General features: G+C 71.0%; 15 protein-coding genes. 6 read left to right on the top strand and 9 right to left on the bottom strand.

Annotated features, from left to right (window positions below; all coding sequences use genetic code 11):
• Window positions 1–21 precede the first annotated feature (21 nt).
• The 6 genes from OG452_RS00980 to OG452_RS00955 form a co-directional block, all read right to left on the bottom strand.
• Window positions 22–1332, bottom strand: a complete 1311-nt coding sequence (locus OG452_RS00980) for an alpha-glucosidase/alpha-galactosidase (RefSeq protein ID WP_327293659.1) — start codon at window positions 1330–1332, stop codon at window positions 22–24.
• Window positions 1329–2285, bottom strand: a complete 957-nt coding sequence (locus tag OG452_RS00975) for a carbohydrate kinase family protein (protein ID WP_327293658.1) — start codon at window positions 2283–2285, stop codon at window positions 1329–1331. The genes OG452_RS00980 and OG452_RS00975 overlap by 4 nt, the downstream gene beginning before the upstream one ends.
• 107 nt (window positions 2286–2392) lie before the next feature.
• Window positions 2393–3289, bottom strand: a complete 897-nt coding sequence (locus OG452_RS00970) for a carbohydrate ABC transporter permease (RefSeq protein WP_327293657.1) — start codon at window positions 3287–3289, stop codon at window positions 2393–2395.
• Window positions 3286–4239 carry a carbohydrate ABC transporter permease gene (locus OG452_RS00965; RefSeq protein ID WP_327293656.1) on the bottom strand — a complete coding sequence of 318 codons (954 nt, stop codon included), beginning with the start codon at window positions 4237–4239 and terminating at the stop codon, window positions 3286–3288. Before OG452_RS00965 ends, OG452_RS00970 begins: the two co-directional genes overlap by 4 nt.
• Window positions 4240–4252: 13 nt before the next feature.
• Window positions 4253–5584, bottom strand: a complete 1332-nt coding sequence (locus OG452_RS00960) for an ABC transporter substrate-binding protein (protein ID WP_327293655.1) — start codon at window positions 5582–5584, stop codon at window positions 4253–4255.
• Window positions 5585–5772: 188 nt separating this feature from the next.
• Window positions 5773–6612 (bottom strand): endo alpha-1,4 polygalactosaminidase, encoded by an 840-nt coding sequence (locus OG452_RS00955; protein ID WP_327293654.1) that lies wholly within the window; start codon window positions 6610–6612, stop codon window positions 5773–5775.
• Window positions 6613–6978: 366 nt separating this feature from the next.
• On the opposite strand from OG452_RS00955, the gene OG452_RS00950 reads away from it, so the two are divergent.
• Complete coding sequence (locus OG452_RS00950; RefSeq protein WP_327293653.1) at window positions 6979–7737, top strand: DeoR/GlpR family DNA-binding transcription regulator; 759 nt, start codon at window positions 6979–6981, stop codon at window positions 7735–7737.
• A 34-nt stretch (window positions 7738–7771) separates the two neighbouring features.
• On the opposite strand, the gene OG452_RS00945 is transcribed toward OG452_RS00950, so the two are convergent.
• Window positions 7772–8131, bottom strand: coding sequence for a hypothetical protein (locus OG452_RS00945; RefSeq protein ID WP_327293652.1), 360 nt, complete (start codon window positions 8129–8131; stop codon window positions 7772–7774).
• Window positions 8132–8289: 158 nt separating this feature from the next.
• Window positions 8290–9321 carry a cytochrome c oxidase assembly protein gene (locus OG452_RS00940; protein ID WP_327293651.1) on the bottom strand — a complete coding sequence of 344 codons (1032 nt, stop codon included), beginning with the start codon at window positions 9319–9321 and terminating at the stop codon, window positions 8290–8292.
• 300 nt (window positions 9322–9621) lie between these two features.
• Here OG452_RS00940 and OG452_RS00935 point away from each other — a divergent pair, with 300 nt between their 5' ends.
• Window positions 9622–10851, top strand: coding sequence for an aromatic acid exporter family protein (locus OG452_RS00935; RefSeq protein WP_327293650.1), 1230 nt, complete (start codon window positions 9622–9624; stop codon window positions 10849–10851).
• A 67-nt stretch (window positions 10852–10918) separates the two neighbouring features.
• Here the strand turns inward: OG452_RS00935 and OG452_RS00930 are convergent, their stop codons facing one another.
• Window positions 10919–11518, bottom strand: coding sequence for a TetR/AcrR family transcriptional regulator (locus tag OG452_RS00930; RefSeq protein WP_327293649.1), 600 nt, complete (start codon window positions 11516–11518; stop codon window positions 10919–10921).
• A gap of 298 nt (window positions 11519–11816) precedes the next feature.
• Here OG452_RS00930 and OG452_RS00925 point away from each other — a divergent pair, with 298 nt between their 5' ends.
• From OG452_RS00925 to OG452_RS00910, 4 genes are all read left to right on the top strand, one after another.
• Window positions 11817–12653: an SDR family oxidoreductase gene (locus OG452_RS00925; protein WP_327293648.1), complete on the top strand. Its 837-nt coding sequence runs from the start codon at window positions 11817–11819 to the stop codon at window positions 12651–12653.
• Window positions 12650–14701, top strand: coding sequence for an acetate--CoA ligase family protein (locus OG452_RS00920; protein ID WP_327293647.1), 2052 nt, complete (start codon window positions 12650–12652; stop codon window positions 14699–14701). Before OG452_RS00925 ends, OG452_RS00920 begins: the two co-directional genes overlap by 4 nt.
• 62 nt (window positions 14702–14763) lie before the next feature.
• Window positions 14764–15936 carry an acyl-CoA dehydrogenase family protein gene (locus tag OG452_RS00915; protein ID WP_327293646.1) on the top strand — a complete coding sequence of 391 codons (1173 nt, stop codon included), beginning with the start codon at window positions 14764–14766 and terminating at the stop codon, window positions 15934–15936.
• A complete protein-coding gene (locus OG452_RS00910; protein WP_327293645.1) occupies window positions 15937–16722 on the top strand; it encodes an enoyl-CoA hydratase/isomerase family protein in 786 nt (261 codons plus the stop codon).
• The last annotated feature ends 18 nt before the right edge of the window (window positions 16723–16740 follow it).

The raw sequence follows: 16740 nt of genomic DNA, 5'->3' as shown, positions 1-16740 counted from the left end.
GTGCCCCGCCGGCGGCTGCGGTCAGTGGCCCAGTACGGCGCGCAGCGACGGCTGCAGCGCTTCGCCGTGGGCCCGCACCATGTCGTCGCACAGCTCCCAGATCCGCTCGACGGGCAGGGCCGCGGCGGTCGCCGGGTCGGTCATCGCGGCCTGCCGGACATGGCGCGGCTCGTCGTGCAGAGCGGCGCGGACGACGAGGTCGTTCATGCTCAGGTAGGTGCGGTTGAGTGCGGCGCACTGCGCGGGGAGCGCGCCGATACGGGTGGGCTGCACGCCCAACGCGTCCACCAGGCACGGGACTTCGACGGTCCCCGAAGCGGGGAGGTTGTCGATGAGCCCGCGGTTGGGCACATTGCCGTAGATGGTACGGGGGGTGCCTGTAACGATGCTGTGGATGACCTGCGGGGCGTACTCCATGGTCCCCTCGACCGGGAGCGGCGATCCGGACGCGAGGGCGGCCCGCGTCTTCTCGTACTCCGCGACGTTCTCGTCGACGATGCGCAGATAGGCGCCGACCGGCAGCCGCAGCCGCTCGATCTCGGCGTCGTGGTGCAGATACCAGGGCACGTACTCGGCGGAGTGCTCGCTGGTCTCCGTCGGATAGTGGCCCAGGCGCCGGTACATGTCGACCCTGACCCGGCGACGCAGCTGGGGATCGTCCGCCACCAGGGCGTCCAGCCGGGGGTAGAGGTCAGTGCCGCCCTGCTCGAAACGGAGCACCCACGCCTGGTGGTTGACGCCCGCGGCGAGGTAGTCGACATCCTCGTACGCGACGCCCAGCAGGTCGGAGAGGTCCCGCATGGTCCAGTACACCGAGTGGCACAGGCCCACGACGCGGGTCAGCCCGGTGGCCTGGCTGAGGTACTGGATGTTCATCGCCATGGGGTTGGTGTAGTTGAGCAGCCAGGCGTCGGGGCACAGCTCGGCGATGTCCTCGCCGAGTGCCTTGAGGAGGGGGAAGGTGCGCAGCGCACGGAAGATGCCGCCGATACCCAGGGTGTCGCCGATGGTCTGCCGCAGGCCGTAGCGTGCGGGCACTTCGAAGTCGGTACGGGTGGCCTCTCCCATGCCGACCTGGACGATGTTGATGACGAAGTCGGCGCCGTCCAGGGCCGCACGGCGCTCCGCGTGGGAGGTGATCCGTGGCGCCGCGCCTCGCTCGGCCGCGATGTGGCGGGCGGCGCCGTCGGCGGTGGCCAGCCGCTCGGGGTCGATGTCGTGCAGGGCGATGTGGACTTCCCGAAGCTCGGGGAAGGCGAAGAGGTCCGCCAGCAGCCCCTGGGTGAAGACGACGCTTCCGGCGCCGATGAATGCGATCTTGGTGGTCGTCATGAGTGGTTCTTTCCGTTGTCGGTGAGGGCTGCGACGGCTTCGTCCCAGGTGGGCTGGGCGGCGGTGCCGCCATGGGCGCGGGTGGACAGCGCGCCGCAGGCCGCGGCGAGTTCGAGGGCACGGGCAGTCGGCAGACCAGCGAGTACGGCGGCGATGAACCCGGCGTCGAAACTGTCGCCCGCGCCCACGGTGTCCTTCGGCCGGACCGGGATCGCGGGGGTCCGTGAGAGGGCGATGCCGTCGTGGGTGACGGCCCCCTCGGCTCCGTCCTTCACCACCACCAGCGGCCCGACGGCGGCCAGCCGGGCGGCCGCCTCGTGCAGCGAACGGGCCGTCGGCCCGGCCAGCGCACGGGCCTCCTGGGCGTTCGGCAGCAGGATGTCGGTGACCGCGAGCACCTCGTCCAGAGCGGCGGACCGCCACTCCCCGGACGGATCGTCATTGGTGTCCAGCGACGTGGTCGCGCCGTGACCACGTGCGGTGCGCAGCAGTCCTGGCAGCGCGCCGGCCAGCTTCGGCATCAGGAAGTACGAGGCCGCGTGCACATGGCGGCAGGCGGCGAGCAGCGCGTCGGGGACGTCGTCCGCGCAGGTCGCGCCCAGGGTGCCGGGTGCGGTGAGGATGGCGCGGTCGTCGCCGTCGGTCAGCACCGCGGTGAGCGGGGTGGACAGCTCGGGGTCGAGGACCAGGGCGTCCGTGTTGACGCCCCGGGCGGCCAGGGCGCTCCGGACGAAGTGCCCGGCGTCGTCGTCACCGACGCGTCCGGCGAAGGCGACGCCGAGGCCGAGCCTGGCGGCCCCGCACGCCATGATGGCGCCCGAGCCGCCGAGCGTGAGGACACCCGTGTCGACGAGTTGCTCGCGCTGCCCGAAGGCGAGAGGCGCGCGGAGGGGACCGAGGACGATGTCAGGGTTGGCGTCCCCGATGACGAGAAGGTCGAAAGTCTGCGGCATACGGCTTCCTGGAGTCGCGGTGAGAAGGTACGGGGCGGTCGAGAGGGAGGGCGGCCGGGCCGGCAGGCGCCCGGACACGGCTGTGGGGCAGCGGAGTCAAGCCCCGCTCAGCCCTTGAGACCGCTCGAAGTGATGGACTGGATGAAGGTCTTCTGCGCCGCCAGGAACGCCAGCAGCACCGGCAGCACCGTGATCACGTTTCCGGCCATCACCGCGGCCCACTGCGTGTGGTGCTGGCCCTGGAAGGTCGTCAGGCCGAGCTGCAGGGTGTACTGGGTGTCGTGGTTGATGGCGATCAACGGCCAGGTCAGATCGTTCCAGGTGGAGAGGAACGTCAGGACGGCCACGGTGCTCAGCGCCGGCCGTGACAGCGGCAGCACGATGAGGAAGAGGACCCGCAGCCGTGAACAGCCGTCGATCCACGCGGCCTCCTCGAGCTCCCTGGGCAGCGACAGGAAGAACTGCCGCAGCAGGAACACCGCGAACGGTGTGACCAGCGACGGGACGATCAGGGCGCCGAGCGTGTCGATCAGGCCGAGGCGCTTCATCACCAGGAACGTGGGGATCATCGTCAGCTGGAAGGGGATCGCCATCGTGGCCAGCATCAGCCCGAGCAGCAGCTTGGAGCCCGCGAACCGCATCCGGGCGAACGCGTACCCGCCCAGCGAACCGAAGAGCAGATTGGACACGACCGCCACCGCGGACACGATCAGCGAATTGGCGAACCAGCGCGGGAACATGGCGTTGCCCAGCACATAGCGGTAGCCGCCCAGATGGATACCGGAGGGCCAGAGCGCGGGCGGGAACTTGTTGATCTCCGCGTTGCTCATCACGGAGCTGAGCAGCAGCCAGATCATCGGCACCGCGAAGAGCAGGGCGAGCGGCGCAAGCAGCAGATGCCAGGCGCTGAACGGCAGCCGCGGGCCCTTCCTCCGCGGCGGGGGCGGTGACGTCACCGGTGCCGGGCGGGCAGTGCGTGGGGGCAGCGGGGAGGTGACGGTCATCGGACGGCTCCTTCGATGGCGGGTCGGCGCCGCCGGACCACGCGCGTCCCTCCGGCGATCACGATCAGGGCCAGCGCGAGGACGTACGCGGCCGCCGCTCCGTAGCCGGCGGTGAAGTTCTTGAAGGCCTGCTCCCAGATGAAGTAGACGATCACCGTGGTGGAGCCGAGCGGTCCGCCCTTCGTCGTCACGTACACCAGGTCGAAGACCTGCAGGGCGTTGATGGTCTGCCACAGCAGAAGGAACACATTGACCGGTGTGAGGGTCGGCAGGACGACATGGCGCAGCAGTTGCAGCCGTCCCGCGCCGTCCAGCCGCGCGGCCTCGATGAGGGAATGCGGCACGTCCTGCAGCGCGGCGAGGTAGACCACGAGGCAGAAGCCGGTGCCGCTCCACAGTGAGATCACCACCAGGATCAGCAGTGCCTGTCCCGGGTCGGTGAGAAATCCCTGCGGGGAGACCCCGAGGGCGTGCAGAACCGAGTTGGCGGCTCCGAACTGCGGGTCGAGGATGAAGGAGAACAGCACGCCCTGCGCCGTCGCCGAGATGACGAACGGCACGAAGATCAGCGTCCGGTAGAGGCCGACCAGTCTGATGCGCCGGTTGAGGACGAGGGCCAGGACCAGCCCGAGAACCATGGACAGCGGCACGTAGAGCCCCGTGTACTCCAGGGTGTTCCACACCGCCTGGCTGAAGTGCGGATCCTTGGTGAGCGCACGGTAGTTGTCGAGGCCGACCCAGCGACTGGGTGTCACCAGGTCGTCGGCCTGGAACGACAGCAGCACGGACCAGATGACCGGGACGACGCTCAGTCCCAGGATGACGAGGACCGCGGGGGAGATGAAGGCCCAGGCGGTGGCCGATTCGCTGCGGCGCCGGCGGCGCCTGGCGCGCAGCTGCCGTTCGTGGCCGGGATCGGAGAGAGTGAGCGGGGTGGGCAGACCGGGCATGGCGTGAGCCTCCTCAACGCGGTATCAGCAGGGCGGCGTTGGCGTCGTCCGCGCAGCGGCGCAGGGCCTTCGCGGGCGTACTCCGGCCGAGCAGCACGGCGACGACTGCCTCTCCCAGTGCCTGGGAGATCTGCGGGTACGCGGGGTGCGCGGGCCGCACCCTGGCGGTCTCCAGCGCCTTGGTGAACACCGAGAGTCCCTCGGTCTTCGCGGCCTTTGTCTGCCAGCGAGGCAGGCTCTGGGTACGGCGGCTCAGCGGCAGGCTTCCGGCCTGGACGTCCCAGCGCACGTCCTGGTCCGGCTGCATCAGCCAGCTCACCAGGGTGCGTGCCGCCTCGACGCGGGCGGAGCCGTTGTCGAAGACCGTCCAGGTGTCGGGTCCTGAGATGGTGACCGGTCTGCCGCTGTAGCTCGGCAGTGGCACCACTTGGTAGTCGACGCCTGCCTGGATGATGTCCGGCAGCTGCCAGGGCCCGGTGACGACCATCCCCATCAGGCCGGACTGGAAGACCTGGTACATCTGCTCGGTGCCGGGCTTGGGGTCGATGTAGACGCTCCGGTCGCGGGCGAGCCCCGCCACTGTCTCCAGCGCCCGCACACCGGCATCGGCGAACCCGATGCTGTGCCCGTCCGGCGCGATCACCTCCCCGCCCAGGTCCCACACCAGCGGCCAGAGCCGCCACACCGTTTCCTCGTCGCCCACCCCTGGCCATCCGGTGCCGAAGACGCCCCTCCCGTGGTCGGTGAGGCGCTTGGCGGTCTCCTGGAACTCCCGCCAGGTCCAGCCGGGTTCGGGGAGCGGGAGACCGGCGTCGCGGAAGAGCTTCCTGTTGCACACCACGGCGAGCGAGTCGAGCAGCGCGGGCGCGGCGCGCACCCGGCCGTTCACCGTGACGGCGTCGCGCGCGGGGGTCCAGAACTGGCTCCAGGGGACGGGTCCGGAGTGGACGGCGCCGGTCAGGTCCACGACCTGCGGGCTGCGTGCGACGCCCGCCAGGTCAGAGCCGAAGACGTAGGCGACATCCGGGTACGAGCCGGAGGCCAGCGCGGCCGTCACCTTCTGCAGCATCGAGTCGGCCAGGACGCCCCCGCCGGTGTCGACCCGGATGTGCGGGTGGGTGCGCTGGAAATCGGCCACCAGCGATTCGATCGCGATACGGCCGGTGTCGGTCTGGCCGTGCCACATCTCGACCGTGACCCGTCCGTCCGCTCCGACGCCGTCATCGGTGCTCGCGCCGCAACCGGGTAGCGTCAGGGCCGCCGAAGCGGCGCACGCCAGGCCGGTGCCACGCCGCAGCACCGTCCGGCGCGAGGGACCGATGTGGCGGTGATGGCCGACAGCCATCCGGACCTCCAGGGGGAATCAGGGCACGGCGCGGCGCCGCATCGGGGCCGGCGGGGACGTGCGGGGGATGTGCGCGACGGTGGGGCCGGGAGAGGACGGACGACAGACGCAGCACGGGAAGCACAGAGGTGGGGCAGCGACCCCGGTGCGCCGTGTTCAAGGGGGGCGCACCGGGGAAGTTGGGGGCGTCAGCAGGTCTTGCGTACGTATCCCTTGCTGCCGCGGGGCGTGACGTCCAGGTCGCGTTCGACGACGCTCAGCCGGTCACCCCAGCCGTTGCACGCCTTCGACAGGCCCTTGTCCGTGTACTCGATCACGATCACATTGCTGCCGAACGCGGCGGTGTATTCGCCGCATTCGTCCCAGGTGCCGCACTCCTCGGCGACGGCGAAGTCCAGGCCGGTCTTCGCACGGTCGCCGGACAGCTGCGAGGTGTTCTTCTGCGCGATGGCCAGGCCGCGGTCGTGTGCGTGCTGGGAGAGCAGGGTGATGTACGCCTCGGCGTTGGCGGCGCTCAGCAGTTTCGACGAGCGGGTGTAGCTGTCGTAGTTGTCCGGCTCGATGGCCTGGAACCCCTTGTCGGCGCAGCCGTCGATCCAGCTGTCGACCTTCTCGGCCACCCGTCGGCGTTTGTCGGCGGTACGGAGGTCGAGCAGCGCCTCGCCCCAGTTCGTGTCGTAGACGACATCGCCGTTGGCTTTCCGCAGCAGCAGATCGGATTCCCAGTCCTTTTCGGCGTCCGGCTGGGCCTGGAAGGCGTTGACGTAGCAGATGTTGTACAGACCGGCGGCCGGAGAGGCTTCGTGGTCACGGCTGACCACCTTCACCCCGGACGGTGGTGTGTAGGCGCCGCCGATCTGATAGTCGAACCCGGCATGCACCGGCGGCAGGGCGGGGGAGGAGGCGGCTGAGGCGCCGGCCGGCGCGAGCAGCGGGACGGCCGCCGCAGCGGTGACCGCGGCGACAGCGGCGGCCCGGCGTGCCGACGACAGGGAAAGCCGACGCGGCTTTGCGGGAGTGTTGGTCATCATCGAGCTCCAGATGATGGAGGGTACGTCCCCGCCTCGGACGCTGACAGCGATCCTGGCGACTTTGTCCGGGCTCGCGGCTCGTGAGCCGCACACCGGCTAGGCGTACCTCTGGCGCCGAATGCTCGAACTCGGCGTTGATCGCAGTAAATCGAGCAGGAATCACCATGTCAAGAGCGCGAACCTGAGCGGTTGGTGCGCGTATTCGCTCAGTCGAGGGCGCTCCGAGCGGCCCCAGGAGGGTGTCGACCAGTCCGGAACGAGACGTAATCGCGCCATCCGCGCAGAGGAGACGCCCACATCACGCCGTGCCACGCCCACATCGCGCAGGCTCATGCTCATATCGTGCAGGGCTATGCTCACCACATGCTGAGAACTGAGCGCCATGCGCGGATACTTGAGCAGGTGTCAGCGAAGGGCAGCGTCGACGTCGGGGAGCTGACCGGCCTGCTCGATGTCTCGGGGGCAACGGTCCGGCGCGACCTCCAGCACCTGAGCGCGCTGAACCTGCTGCGCCGCACGCATGGCGGGGCCGCTGTCGGCAGCATCGGTCTGGAAGTGCCGGTGCAGTACCGCGCGGAGCGCAGCAGGCCCGAGAAGCGGGCGATCGCCATGGCAGCGGCGGCGCTGGTGCCGCAGGGAGCCGTCGTCGGGATGACCGGGGGCACCACCGCCACCGAGATCGCCCGCCTCCTCGCCGAGCGGGGCCCTGTCACCATCGTCACCAACGCGGTGAACATCGCGGCCGAGCTCGTTCTGCACCAGCACGTCACTCTGGTCGTCATCGGCGGCAACGCGCGGACCGAGAGCTATGAACTCGTGGGTCCCATCGCCGAGAAGACGCTCGCCGACTACCACATGGACATGACGTTCCTGGGCGTGGACGGCATCAGCGCAGCACAGGGCTGCACCACGTACGACCAGCTCGAAGCGGCGACGGACCGGGCGTTCGCCGCGAACAGCAGCCGGACCGTCGTCGTCGCGGACCACTCGAAGATCGGCCGGACCACCTTCGCGAAGATCTGCCCGCTGTCGGCAGTGGATCATCTCGTCACGGACCAGGAGGCGCCGGAAGGCGAGTGCGCCCGGATCTCCGACGCCGGAGTCTCCGTGACCGTCGCCTGACGCGGTCCCGAAATCCCCCGCCGCATTCCGGCCGTCAGGCGGCGCCGTGCCCGGGTGGCCGGCCCGGTGCCCGGTCGGCCTGACCGGCCAGCTCCCCCTGGACGAAGGGATCGGTATCGGGGTCGTAGCGCCCGGCGTGGTCGGCGAGTGCTTCCGTGATGCGCTCCCACTCCTCGATCTCCGCCTCCGCCCGGGTGTTCTCCCGCTCCGGGCCGTCGTGCCGGGAGTTCTTCTCGGCTGCCAGCCGGGCTGCTTCCAGGGCCGCCTTCGCCTGGTGGTGCGTCAGGCCCTTGGAGCGCTGCTGTACGGAGTGCCACCCTGCCCGCTGCTCGTCGGTGGGCGACTGCGCGTCGTCGCTGTAGCGGCCTGTCCCGCGGCCCTGATCAGCACTCATCCCGTTGCCCATACCCCTCTTGACCTGGTGGTCCGGTCGCGCCGGTGGCTGCGGGCCACGGTGGCCCGCACCGCATGACGCACCCCAGTATGCCGATGGCCGGTTTACCGGGCGGAACCAGCTTCATGGCGGTGGCTTCCGGCTCGGGTGACGGGGGGCTATGGACGGCGGCCCTGGCGCATCCGGTCACCGACGATCCCGCCGTCGGACTCCCACCAGGGACGGACCCGCTCGGGCTCGGCCGGGCTCTCCTGCGCGGCGACCGAGGACGCCGCCGGGGACACGGCCGAGGTGCTGGACGGAACCGGCGCGGCGCTGGTCGCGGCAGGGATCAGCTCGGCGTCCAGGCGGCGGTCGAGCGCCACTGTCCTGGCCCGTTCGGAACGTACCCACTGCACAAAGATCACCAGCAGGAAGGGCACCCCGACCAGCTCGGCGAGCGTGATCATCGCGCCGCCGCCGATCTGCTGGTCCCGCTGCACATCGGGCGCCCAGGCGGGGGAGTGCTGGGCGTACCAGGTGCCCGCGATCAGTGTGCCGCTGGTCATCACCACGATGCCGGGGACCGCGTCGATGAGCCCGTCGAAGAAGACCATCGCGGCCCGCACCGGATGGCTGCACCAGCTGGGCAGCAGCGCCTCCTCGGTGAGGACAGGCAGCACGAAGAGGGACCCGACGAGCAGGAGTTGCAAATACATCAGCTGGTGCAGCGCGCCATGGCGCAGCGCGGTCTCGAAGTACGGCGTGAAGTACACACAGAGCTCCGACACCAGGACCAGCAGCGAACTGACCAGGGGGAAAGCCAGGAGCCGGGCGAACTTGCCGGTCACCGCACGGCGCAGGCGGGCCGACGGGCGCTCCGGCAGCGCACGGCAGGCCAGCGACAGCGGGTCGCCGAGCGCCAGGCCGAGCGGGGCGATCAGGTCGAGCAGGATGTTCTGCACGGCGGCCGGCCAGAACAGCACCTCGTCGTAGACGGCGAGCGCCGACATCGTGGCCACCACGATCGTGCCGAGACCCAGCAGGGCGAAGACGGCCGTACGGCCCGTGGACCACTGCTCGCCGCCCCGCCGCAGCCGCACCACTCCCCAGCCGTAGAGCCCGCCCAGAACCAGGACCAGCAGCAGAGCCGGACCGTCGAGCTGCCACATGGCCGGGAACCGGGAAAAGGTCAGATCCGGCAGGTTCATTCCAGACATCCTTACCTCTCGCACCCGCCCGCGAAGACCGCCGTGGGGGCCGTACCACGGTAGTCCCGTGACATCGGGGGCCTCCGTTCGGGGCGCCCCACGGGGCACCCGCCGCCGGCGCTCCGTACGCGGCGACCCACCGATGATTCCCGCTCCCGCCCCGCCGGGCCGCCGCGACACCCCGGTGCGCCTGTCGGCGCGTCGGCGCCGGGCGCCGTCACACTGGCCGCTGTCGTGTGTGGACGGGTGCGCCGCCGCCGGGGCACGGAGGCACACCACCCGCGCAGGAAGGAACATGGAATGCCTGAGGTGTCCGCACCCGTGGTCAAACTCGTCCGCTGGAGCGTGGAGCCGATCGGGGCACAGACCCTCCGGTCCACGGCGGCCGCGGTCATCGCGTACGTGGTCGCGTTGGTGACCCTGCCGCAGCACGCGCCCCTCACCGCACCGCTGACCGCCCTGCTCGTGGTCCAGGTCACGCTCTACGCGACACTCACCACGGGGATCAGGCGCGTGAACGCCGTCGTCGTCGGAGTGCTCCTGGCCAGCGGCTTCAGCACGCTCGTCGGACTGACGTGGTGGAGCCTCGGCCTGACGATCTTCACGGCGCTGATCGTGGGGCGGTTCGTGCGCGTGTACGAGTTCGTACCCGAGGTGGCCATCAGCTCCATGCTGGTGCTCGGTGTCTCCCAGGTGGCAGCCACCGCCTGGGACCGGATTCTGGAGACGCTGATCGGTGCGGGGGTGGGACTGCTCTTCAATCTGCTGCTGGCACCGCCGGTCTGGGTCCAGTCCGCCGGCAGCTCCATCGAGGAGATGGCGGAGTCGATGGGCAGGATGCTCCGCTCCATCGGTGCGGAGGCGAGCGGACACATCCCGGTCGAGCAGGCGGCCGCACGGCTGCACGAGGCACGCAGACTCGACCACGACATCGTCGAGGTGGACGCGTCGCTCCGGCAGGCCGAGGAGAGCCTGCTGCTCAACCCACGGGTGCGCCAGGGGCTGCTGTCGCGCGTCGTGCTGCGCACCGGCCTGGACACCCTGGAGATCTGCGCCGTCGTACTGCGGGTCCTCACCCGGACGATGACGGACCTGGCGAAGGAGCGCACCGACGAGCCGCTCTTCCCTGACGATGTGGCCTCGGCTCTGCGGGAGCTGATGAAGAACCTCGCGGACGCCATCGAGAGCTTCGCCGTACTGATCACCACGCCGGTCGCGCAGAGCGCCGAGGACGCCGAGACCCGGCTTACGGCCGCGCTGGAGGATGCCGGGGTCACCCGCGACCGGGTCGCGCATCTCCTCCTGGCGAACGTGCAGCAGCACCCGCGCCAGTGGCAGCTGCACGGCGCGCTGCTCGCCGAGGTCGACCGCATCCTGGACGAACTCGACGTCGAGAAGCGCGCCGAGCGGCTCACCGAGGAACTGGACCGCCGCACCGTGCAGCTGCGCGAACGCCATCCGCAGCTCGCCTCCGCCGTACGCCGGCTACGAGGGACCGCGGTGGGACGCAGGATCCGGGCCGAGATCTGAGCGGACGGAGAGCGGACGGAGGGCGGACGGGGCGGCGCGCGGGCCCAACGCGTCGGGGTTCCGCCGTCTACGCCACCAGTTCCCGCTGGACGAAGTCGACCAGCAGCTCCCGCATCACGGTCGTCGTCATCCGGGGCGCACCGGTGAGGACCTGGATCGCCGCTCCGTCGGTCAGCGCGGTGAGCCGCAGCGCCACGTTCTCGGGATCCACCTCCGCCCGGAACACGCCCTGCGACTGCCCGCGCCGCACGATCCGGATCACGGTCTCCTGCCAGCGGGCGTAGAACTCGTTGTGCGCGGCCCGGAATTCGGGCCGGACCACCGACTCCGCCCAGTACTGGAGCCAGATCGACCACTCGTCGCGGATGAAGCCCACCCTGGGGAGCTGCATGTCGATCAGCTTGAGCAGCCGCTCATGGGCGCCGGTAATACGGCGCAGCTCGACGCTCTGCCGGTTGAAGGCCTGTTCCACGCAGTACTTGAGCGCCTCGGTGAGCACGTCGCTCTTGCCCGGGAAGTAGTAGTGCACGGTGCCGGTGCTGGTGCCGCAGACGCGGGCGATGTCCGAGACCCGCACGGCGTGGAACCCGCGCTCGGCTATCAACTGCCAGGTGGCCTCCAGGATCGCTTCCCTGCGGTCCTCGTCCGTGCGTGGCTGACGCGCCATGCCGCTTCTCCTGGTCATGTGGTCCGGCTTCCCCCGCCGCTGCGTCGCTCTCGCACCATCGGGCCTGATCTCCGAACAGCATACTGACGGGCCAGTCAAAGGCAAGCGAGTGCCTGACAGCGGCCGTACGGGGAGCGGGCCGGTATCCGCAGAACCCCCTGGTGCAGGCCAGTTGAGGGTGGAAGCTCCGGCGGAAAGAACTGCCCACCCCCTTGACAGGGTCTGCCGCGGGAGAGCTAACTGACGCATCAGTCAAACGTTCAGCCCGACCCAGGGAACCGAACCGAGGAGGAGCTCAGTGGGGAGCACTTCACCCCTGCCAGCGGCCACCGTGCTGCGGCCGGACGTGCACGCCGGGAAGGTCGCACTGATAACCGGCGGCGGCACCGGCATCGGCCGTGCCACGGCGCTCGATCTCGCCGCGGGCGGTGCGGACATCGTGCTCTGCGGCCGCCGTCCCGAGCCGCTGGAGGAGACCCGCAAAGCGGTCGAGGCGACCGGCGCCACCTGCCTGGCCGTCCCGGCGGACATCCGCGACGAGCAGCAGATTACCGAGGTCGTGGACCGTACGCTCGACGCCTTCGGCCGGATCGATGTGCTCGTCAACAACGCGGGCGGACAGTTCACCGCCCCCGCCGAGGACATCAGCCCCAACGGCTGGCGCGCGGTGCACCGCCTCGCCGTCGACGCCACCTGGACCTTCACCCGCGAGGTGGCGCGCCGGGCGATGATCCCCCAGCGGTCCGGAGCGGTCTTCTTCATCGCCTTCTCGCCCCGCCGCGGCATCCCCGGCATGGTGCACGCGTCCGCGGCGCGGGCCGCCGTCGAGAACCTCGCGGCCGGACTCAGCCTGGAGTGGAGCCGTTACGGCATCCGTTCCGTCTGCGTGGCGCCCGGCAGCATCGCCACCGAGGGTCTCGCGGGCAACTACTCCCAGGAGGACCGCGAGCGCTGGGCCCAGGGCGTCCCGCTCGGCAGGCTCGGCCGCGCCGAGGACGTCTCGGGCGTCATCTCCTTCCTCGCCTCACCCGGTGGCGCCTACGTGACGGGCACCACCGTCGTCGTGGACGGCGGCGCCGACGCCTGGGGCTCCGGGCACCCCGTCCCCGCGCTCTCCCCGGAGGTCCAGGCATGACCGCACGTGACCTGGACGCACTGTTCGACCCCGGCGGTGTGGCCATCGTCGGCGCCAGCAACGACCGTTCCAAGTACGGGAACTGGATCAGTGTGCAGGCCTTGCGGATGAAGGGCCGCAGGCCGGTGTACCTGGTCAACCGGCGCGGCGAGCCGGTGCTCGGCGAATCGACGTACCGGAGCCTGGCCGACCTGCCGGGACCGGTGGACCTGGTCGTCATCGCGGTCCCCGCCGCCGGATTCGAGGCCGCGGTCGATGACGCGCTGGCGGTCGGCGCCCGGGCGATCGTCGGCATCACGGCGGGCTTCGGAGAGCTGGGGGAGGAGGGCAGGATCCGCGAAGCGGCGCTGGCCGCCCGGGTCCGCGACGCGGGCGCCGCACTGCTCGGACCCAACTGTCTCGGCGTCCTCGACAGCACCAGTGGCCTCTACCTTGCCTCCAACCCGCTGCCGCAGGGCACGGTCGGCCTGATCTCGCAGAGCGGCAACATGGCGCTCGAACTCAGCCGCTTCCTCGCCGAACGCGACCTCGGCTTCTCCCGGTTCGCCTCCCTCGGCAACCAGGCCGACCTCGGCACGGCCGACCTGATCCGCGCCTGCACCGACCACCCCGGCACCGAACTGATCGCCGTCTACTGCGAGGACTTCGGGGACGGCCGGGCCTTCGTCTCGGCCGCCGCCGACGCGGTCGCCGCGGGCAAACCGGTGGTGCTGCTCACGGTCGGCGGCAGCGAGGCGTCCGTACGCGGCGCCAAATCCCACACCGGCGCCCTGACCAGCGACAGCTCCGTCATCGACGCGGCCTGCCGGGCGGCGGGGGTCGACCGCGTCGCCAGCGCACGGCAGATGGCCGATCTGCTCAGCGGGCTGCACCGGTTCGGCCCGGCTCCGGCCCGCCGGGTAGCCGTACTGGCCGACGGCGGCGGCCACGCCTCGGTCGCCGCCGACCTGGCCGAGGCACACGGCCTGGGCTGCCCGGAGTTCAGCACCACGCTGTCCGCCGCGCTCCGGGCCGAACTGCCCCCGTCGGCGGGCGTCGGCAACCCGGTGGACCTGGCGGGCGCGGGGGAGCAGGACATCACCTCCTTCGCCCGGACGCTCGATCTGCTGCTGGCCGACCCGGGGACCGACGCGGTGCTGGTCACCGGCTACTTCGGCGGTTATGGAGACTACGGCCCCGAACTGGCCGCCGCCGAGGTCGGCACCGCTCTCGCGATGGGCGAGCACGTACGCCACCGGGGCAAGCCGGTGGCCGTGCACACCATGTGCTCCGACAGCGCCGCCGCCGCCGAACTGCGCCGCCAGGGTGTGCCCGTGTTCCGGGCGGTGGAGGACGCCGCGCAGAGCCTGGCGCTGCTGGCCCGGCGCTCGGTACCCGACGCCAACTTCCGGCCGCTCCCCGCCCCGGCGCCCGCCGCGGCCGACGACGGCTACTGGTCCGCCCGTGAGCTGATCCGCCGCGCCGGTGTCCGCTTCCCCGACGCCCGGCTGGCCGGAACGGCCGACGAGGCCGCCGACGCGGCCCGCGCCATCGGCGGCCCGGTCGTCGTCAAGGCCCTGGGCCTGCTGCACAAGTCCGACTCCGGCGGGGTCGCGCTCGGCCTCACCGACGAGCCGGCGGTACGCGCCGCGGTGGACGACATGGCAGAGCGGCTCGGGCCGCCCGGCTTCTGCGTCGAGGGGATGGCCGATCTGCGCGACGGCGTCGAACTCATCGTCGGCGTGCAGCGGGACCCGCGCTTCGGGCCGATTGCCATGGTGGGGCTCGGCGGTGTCACCACCGAGGTCCTGAGGGACGTGGCGTTCGCGCTCGCCCCGCTCGACACCGGGCAGGCCCGCGAACTGCTCTCCCGGCTCGCCGCCGCCCCGCTGCTCCACGGCGTACGCGGCAGGCCCCCCGTCGACATCGCCGCGCTCGCCGAAGCCGTCGCCGCGATCACCGCGGTCGCGGCCGAGCACCCCGAGATCACCGAACTGGAGGTCAATCCGCTGCTCGCCACCCCCGGCGGCTGCCTCGGCCTGGACGCCCGGATCGTCCTCGCGGACTGACCGTTCCACCCACCACAACCACCCACCACGACCATCGGCACACCAACAGCAGGAGGAGAACCGTGCAGTTCGCATACACCCCGAGGCTCGCCGAACTGAAGCAGCGTGCGGCCGATCTGACCTCGAAGATCATGCCGTACGAGGACGAGTGCGAGACCAACAACGGCCTGACGCCCGAGGGACTCGCCGCGATCCGTGACGAGGTCCTCGCCAGCGGACTCCAGGCGATCAACATGCCCGCCGAGTGGGGCGGCGCGGGCCTCACCATCCTGGAGCAGGTCGTCGTCCAGGACGAACTCGGCAAGCTCACCAACGCCCTGTGGGACACGGTCTGGCGTCCCGCGAACTGCCTGCGGGCCGCATCGGCCGAGCAGCGCGAGCGGTATCTGCTCCCCGGTATCCAGGGCCGCTGCCGCGACGCCGTCGCGATCACCGAGGCCGACGCGGGCTCCGACCCCTCCCGTATCGCGACCACCGCGACCCCGGACGGCGACGGATACGTCATCAACGGTGAGAAGTGGTTCGTCACCGTCGGCGACGCGGCCGACTTCCTGATCGTGCTGGCCAAGGTCCAGCCGCAGAACGCCCCCACGCTGTTCCTGATCGACAAGGACACCGCCGGGGTCTCCGTCAAGCGCACCCCCCGCTACACCCACACCTTCGTCTACGAGCACCCCGAGTTCCTCTTCGAGGACGTACGCGTGGGAGCCGGCGCCGTGCTCGGCGAGGTCGGCCAGGGATACGACCTGACCCGGGACTGGTTCACCGAGGAGCGCCTGATGATCGGCGCCCGCACCATCGGTGCGGCGGAACGTGCCCTGACGCTGGCCGCCGACTGGTCCAGGGAGCGGGTCCAGGGCGGTGAGCCGCTGATCAACCGCCAGCTGATCCAGGGAATGCTCGCCGACTCGGTCGTCGACATCACCACCAACCGGGCGTTCACCCACCAGGTGGCCTGGGAGTTCGACCAGGGCGCCGACCGCAAGACGCTGCACGCCCGCTCGGCCACGGTCAAGCTCGCCGCTTCCGAGGCGTCCAACCGGGTGGCGGACCGCGCTGTGCAGATCTTCGGCGGCCGCGGCTACATGCGTGACCAGCCGGTCGAGCGGCTCTGGCGCGAGCTGCGTGTGGACCGGATCTGGGAGGGCACCTCCGAGATCCAGCGGCTGGTCATCGCCAACGAGATCAACAAGCGCGGCCTGTCCGGCCTGCTCAACTTCAGCACGGAGGCCTGAGTGAACGCCGACGCCCGCCCCGACACCGGCACGACCACGGGTCCCGGAGTCCACTCCGCAGGTACCGGGGACAACGACGGCACGGTGGAGACCGCGCTGCACGGCGAGGTCGCCGTGATCACCCTGAACCGCCCGGCCAAGCTCAACGCCCTCTCCACCGGCCTGGAGACGGCGCTGCTCGACGCACTCCGCTCGCCTCTGGTGCGCGCCGGCCGGGCCGTGCTGGTCACCGGCGGGGACCGGGTGTTCTCCGCGGGGGCGGACGTCGGCGAGCTGCGGGAGATGACACCGGAGGCGATCACCGCGTACTACCGGGCATCCGGCGCGGTGTACGAGGAGTTCGCCTCCCTCCCACAGCCCACGGTGGCCGCGATCGCCGGGTACTGCCTCGGCGGCGGCCTGGAGCTCGCGCTCGCCGCCGACATCCGGGTCGCCGACGAGTCGGCGGTCTTCGCCCTGCCGGAGGTGGGGATCGGCATCCTGCCCAGTTCGGGCGGTGTGACCCGGCTCGTCAGGGCGGTCGGCCCGGCCCGTACCAGAGACCTGGTGCTGCGGGGCCGCAGGATGCCCGTCGCGGAGGCCCACGCCTGGGGGCTCATCAGCGAAGTGGCCCCGGTCGGCGGGCACTTCGGCCGGGCGCTGGAGATCGCGAACGAACTGGCCGCCCAGCCGCCGCTCGCCGTCTCCATCGCGAAGCAGGTGATCGGCGCGGCCACGGACGCGCCGCGAGAGGCCGCGCTGCTGCTGGAACAGCTCGCGTACGCCGCGCTCAACCGCACCGCTTAGGCCCTGTCCGGGAGCCCC

Source organism: Streptomyces sp. NBC_01197, assembly GCF_036010505.1.
GTDB lineage: Bacteria > Actinomycetota > Actinomycetes > Streptomycetales > Streptomycetaceae > Streptomyces.
The sequence above is the reverse complement of the archived record's forward strand: the minus strand, read 5'-3'. Positions and strand labels throughout refer to the sequence as shown.

Excerpts from the sequence above, each read along its gene's own strand:
- OG452_RS00920 (WP_327293647.1), top strand. The coding sequence starts at position 12,650 with ATGACCGCACGTGACCTGGACGCACTGTTCGACCCCGGCGGTGTGGCC.
- OG452_RS00975 (WP_327293658.1), bottom strand. The coding sequence starts at position 2,285 with ATGCCGCAGACTTTCGACCTTCTCGTCATCGGGGACGCCAACCCTGAC.
- OG452_RS00945 (WP_327293652.1), bottom strand. The coding sequence starts at position 8,131 with ATGAGTGCTGATCAGGGCCGCGGGACAGGCCGCTACAGCGACGACGCG.
- OG452_RS00950 (WP_327293653.1), top strand. The coding sequence starts at position 6,979 with ATGCTGAGAACTGAGCGCCATGCGCGGATACTTGAGCAGGTGTCAGCG.
- OG452_RS00965 (WP_327293656.1), bottom strand. The coding sequence starts at position 4,239 with ATGCCCGGTCTGCCCACCCCGCTCACTCTCTCCGATCCCGGCCACGAA.
- OG452_RS00980 (WP_327293659.1), bottom strand. The coding sequence starts at position 1,332 with ATGACGACCACCAAGATCGCATTCATCGGCGCCGGAAGCGTCGTCTTC.
- OG452_RS00955 (WP_327293654.1), bottom strand. The coding sequence starts at position 6,612 with ATGACCAACACTCCCGCAAAGCCGCGTCGGCTTTCCCTGTCGTCGGCA.
- OG452_RS00960 (WP_327293655.1), bottom strand. The coding sequence starts at position 5,584 with ATGGCTGTCGGCCATCACCGCCACATCGGTCCCTCGCGCCGGACGGTG.
- OG452_RS00935 (WP_327293650.1), top strand. The coding sequence starts at position 9,622 with ATGCCTGAGGTGTCCGCACCCGTGGTCAAACTCGTCCGCTGGAGCGTG.
- OG452_RS00930 (WP_327293649.1), bottom strand. The coding sequence starts at position 11,518 with ATGGCGCGTCAGCCACGCACGGACGAGGACCGCAGGGAAGCGATCCTG.
- OG452_RS00940 (WP_327293651.1), bottom strand. The coding sequence starts at position 9,321 with ATGAACCTGCCGGATCTGACCTTTTCCCGGTTCCCGGCCATGTGGCAG.
- OG452_RS00970 (WP_327293657.1), bottom strand. The coding sequence starts at position 3,289 with ATGACCGTCACCTCCCCGCTGCCCCCACGCACTGCCCGCCCGGCACCG.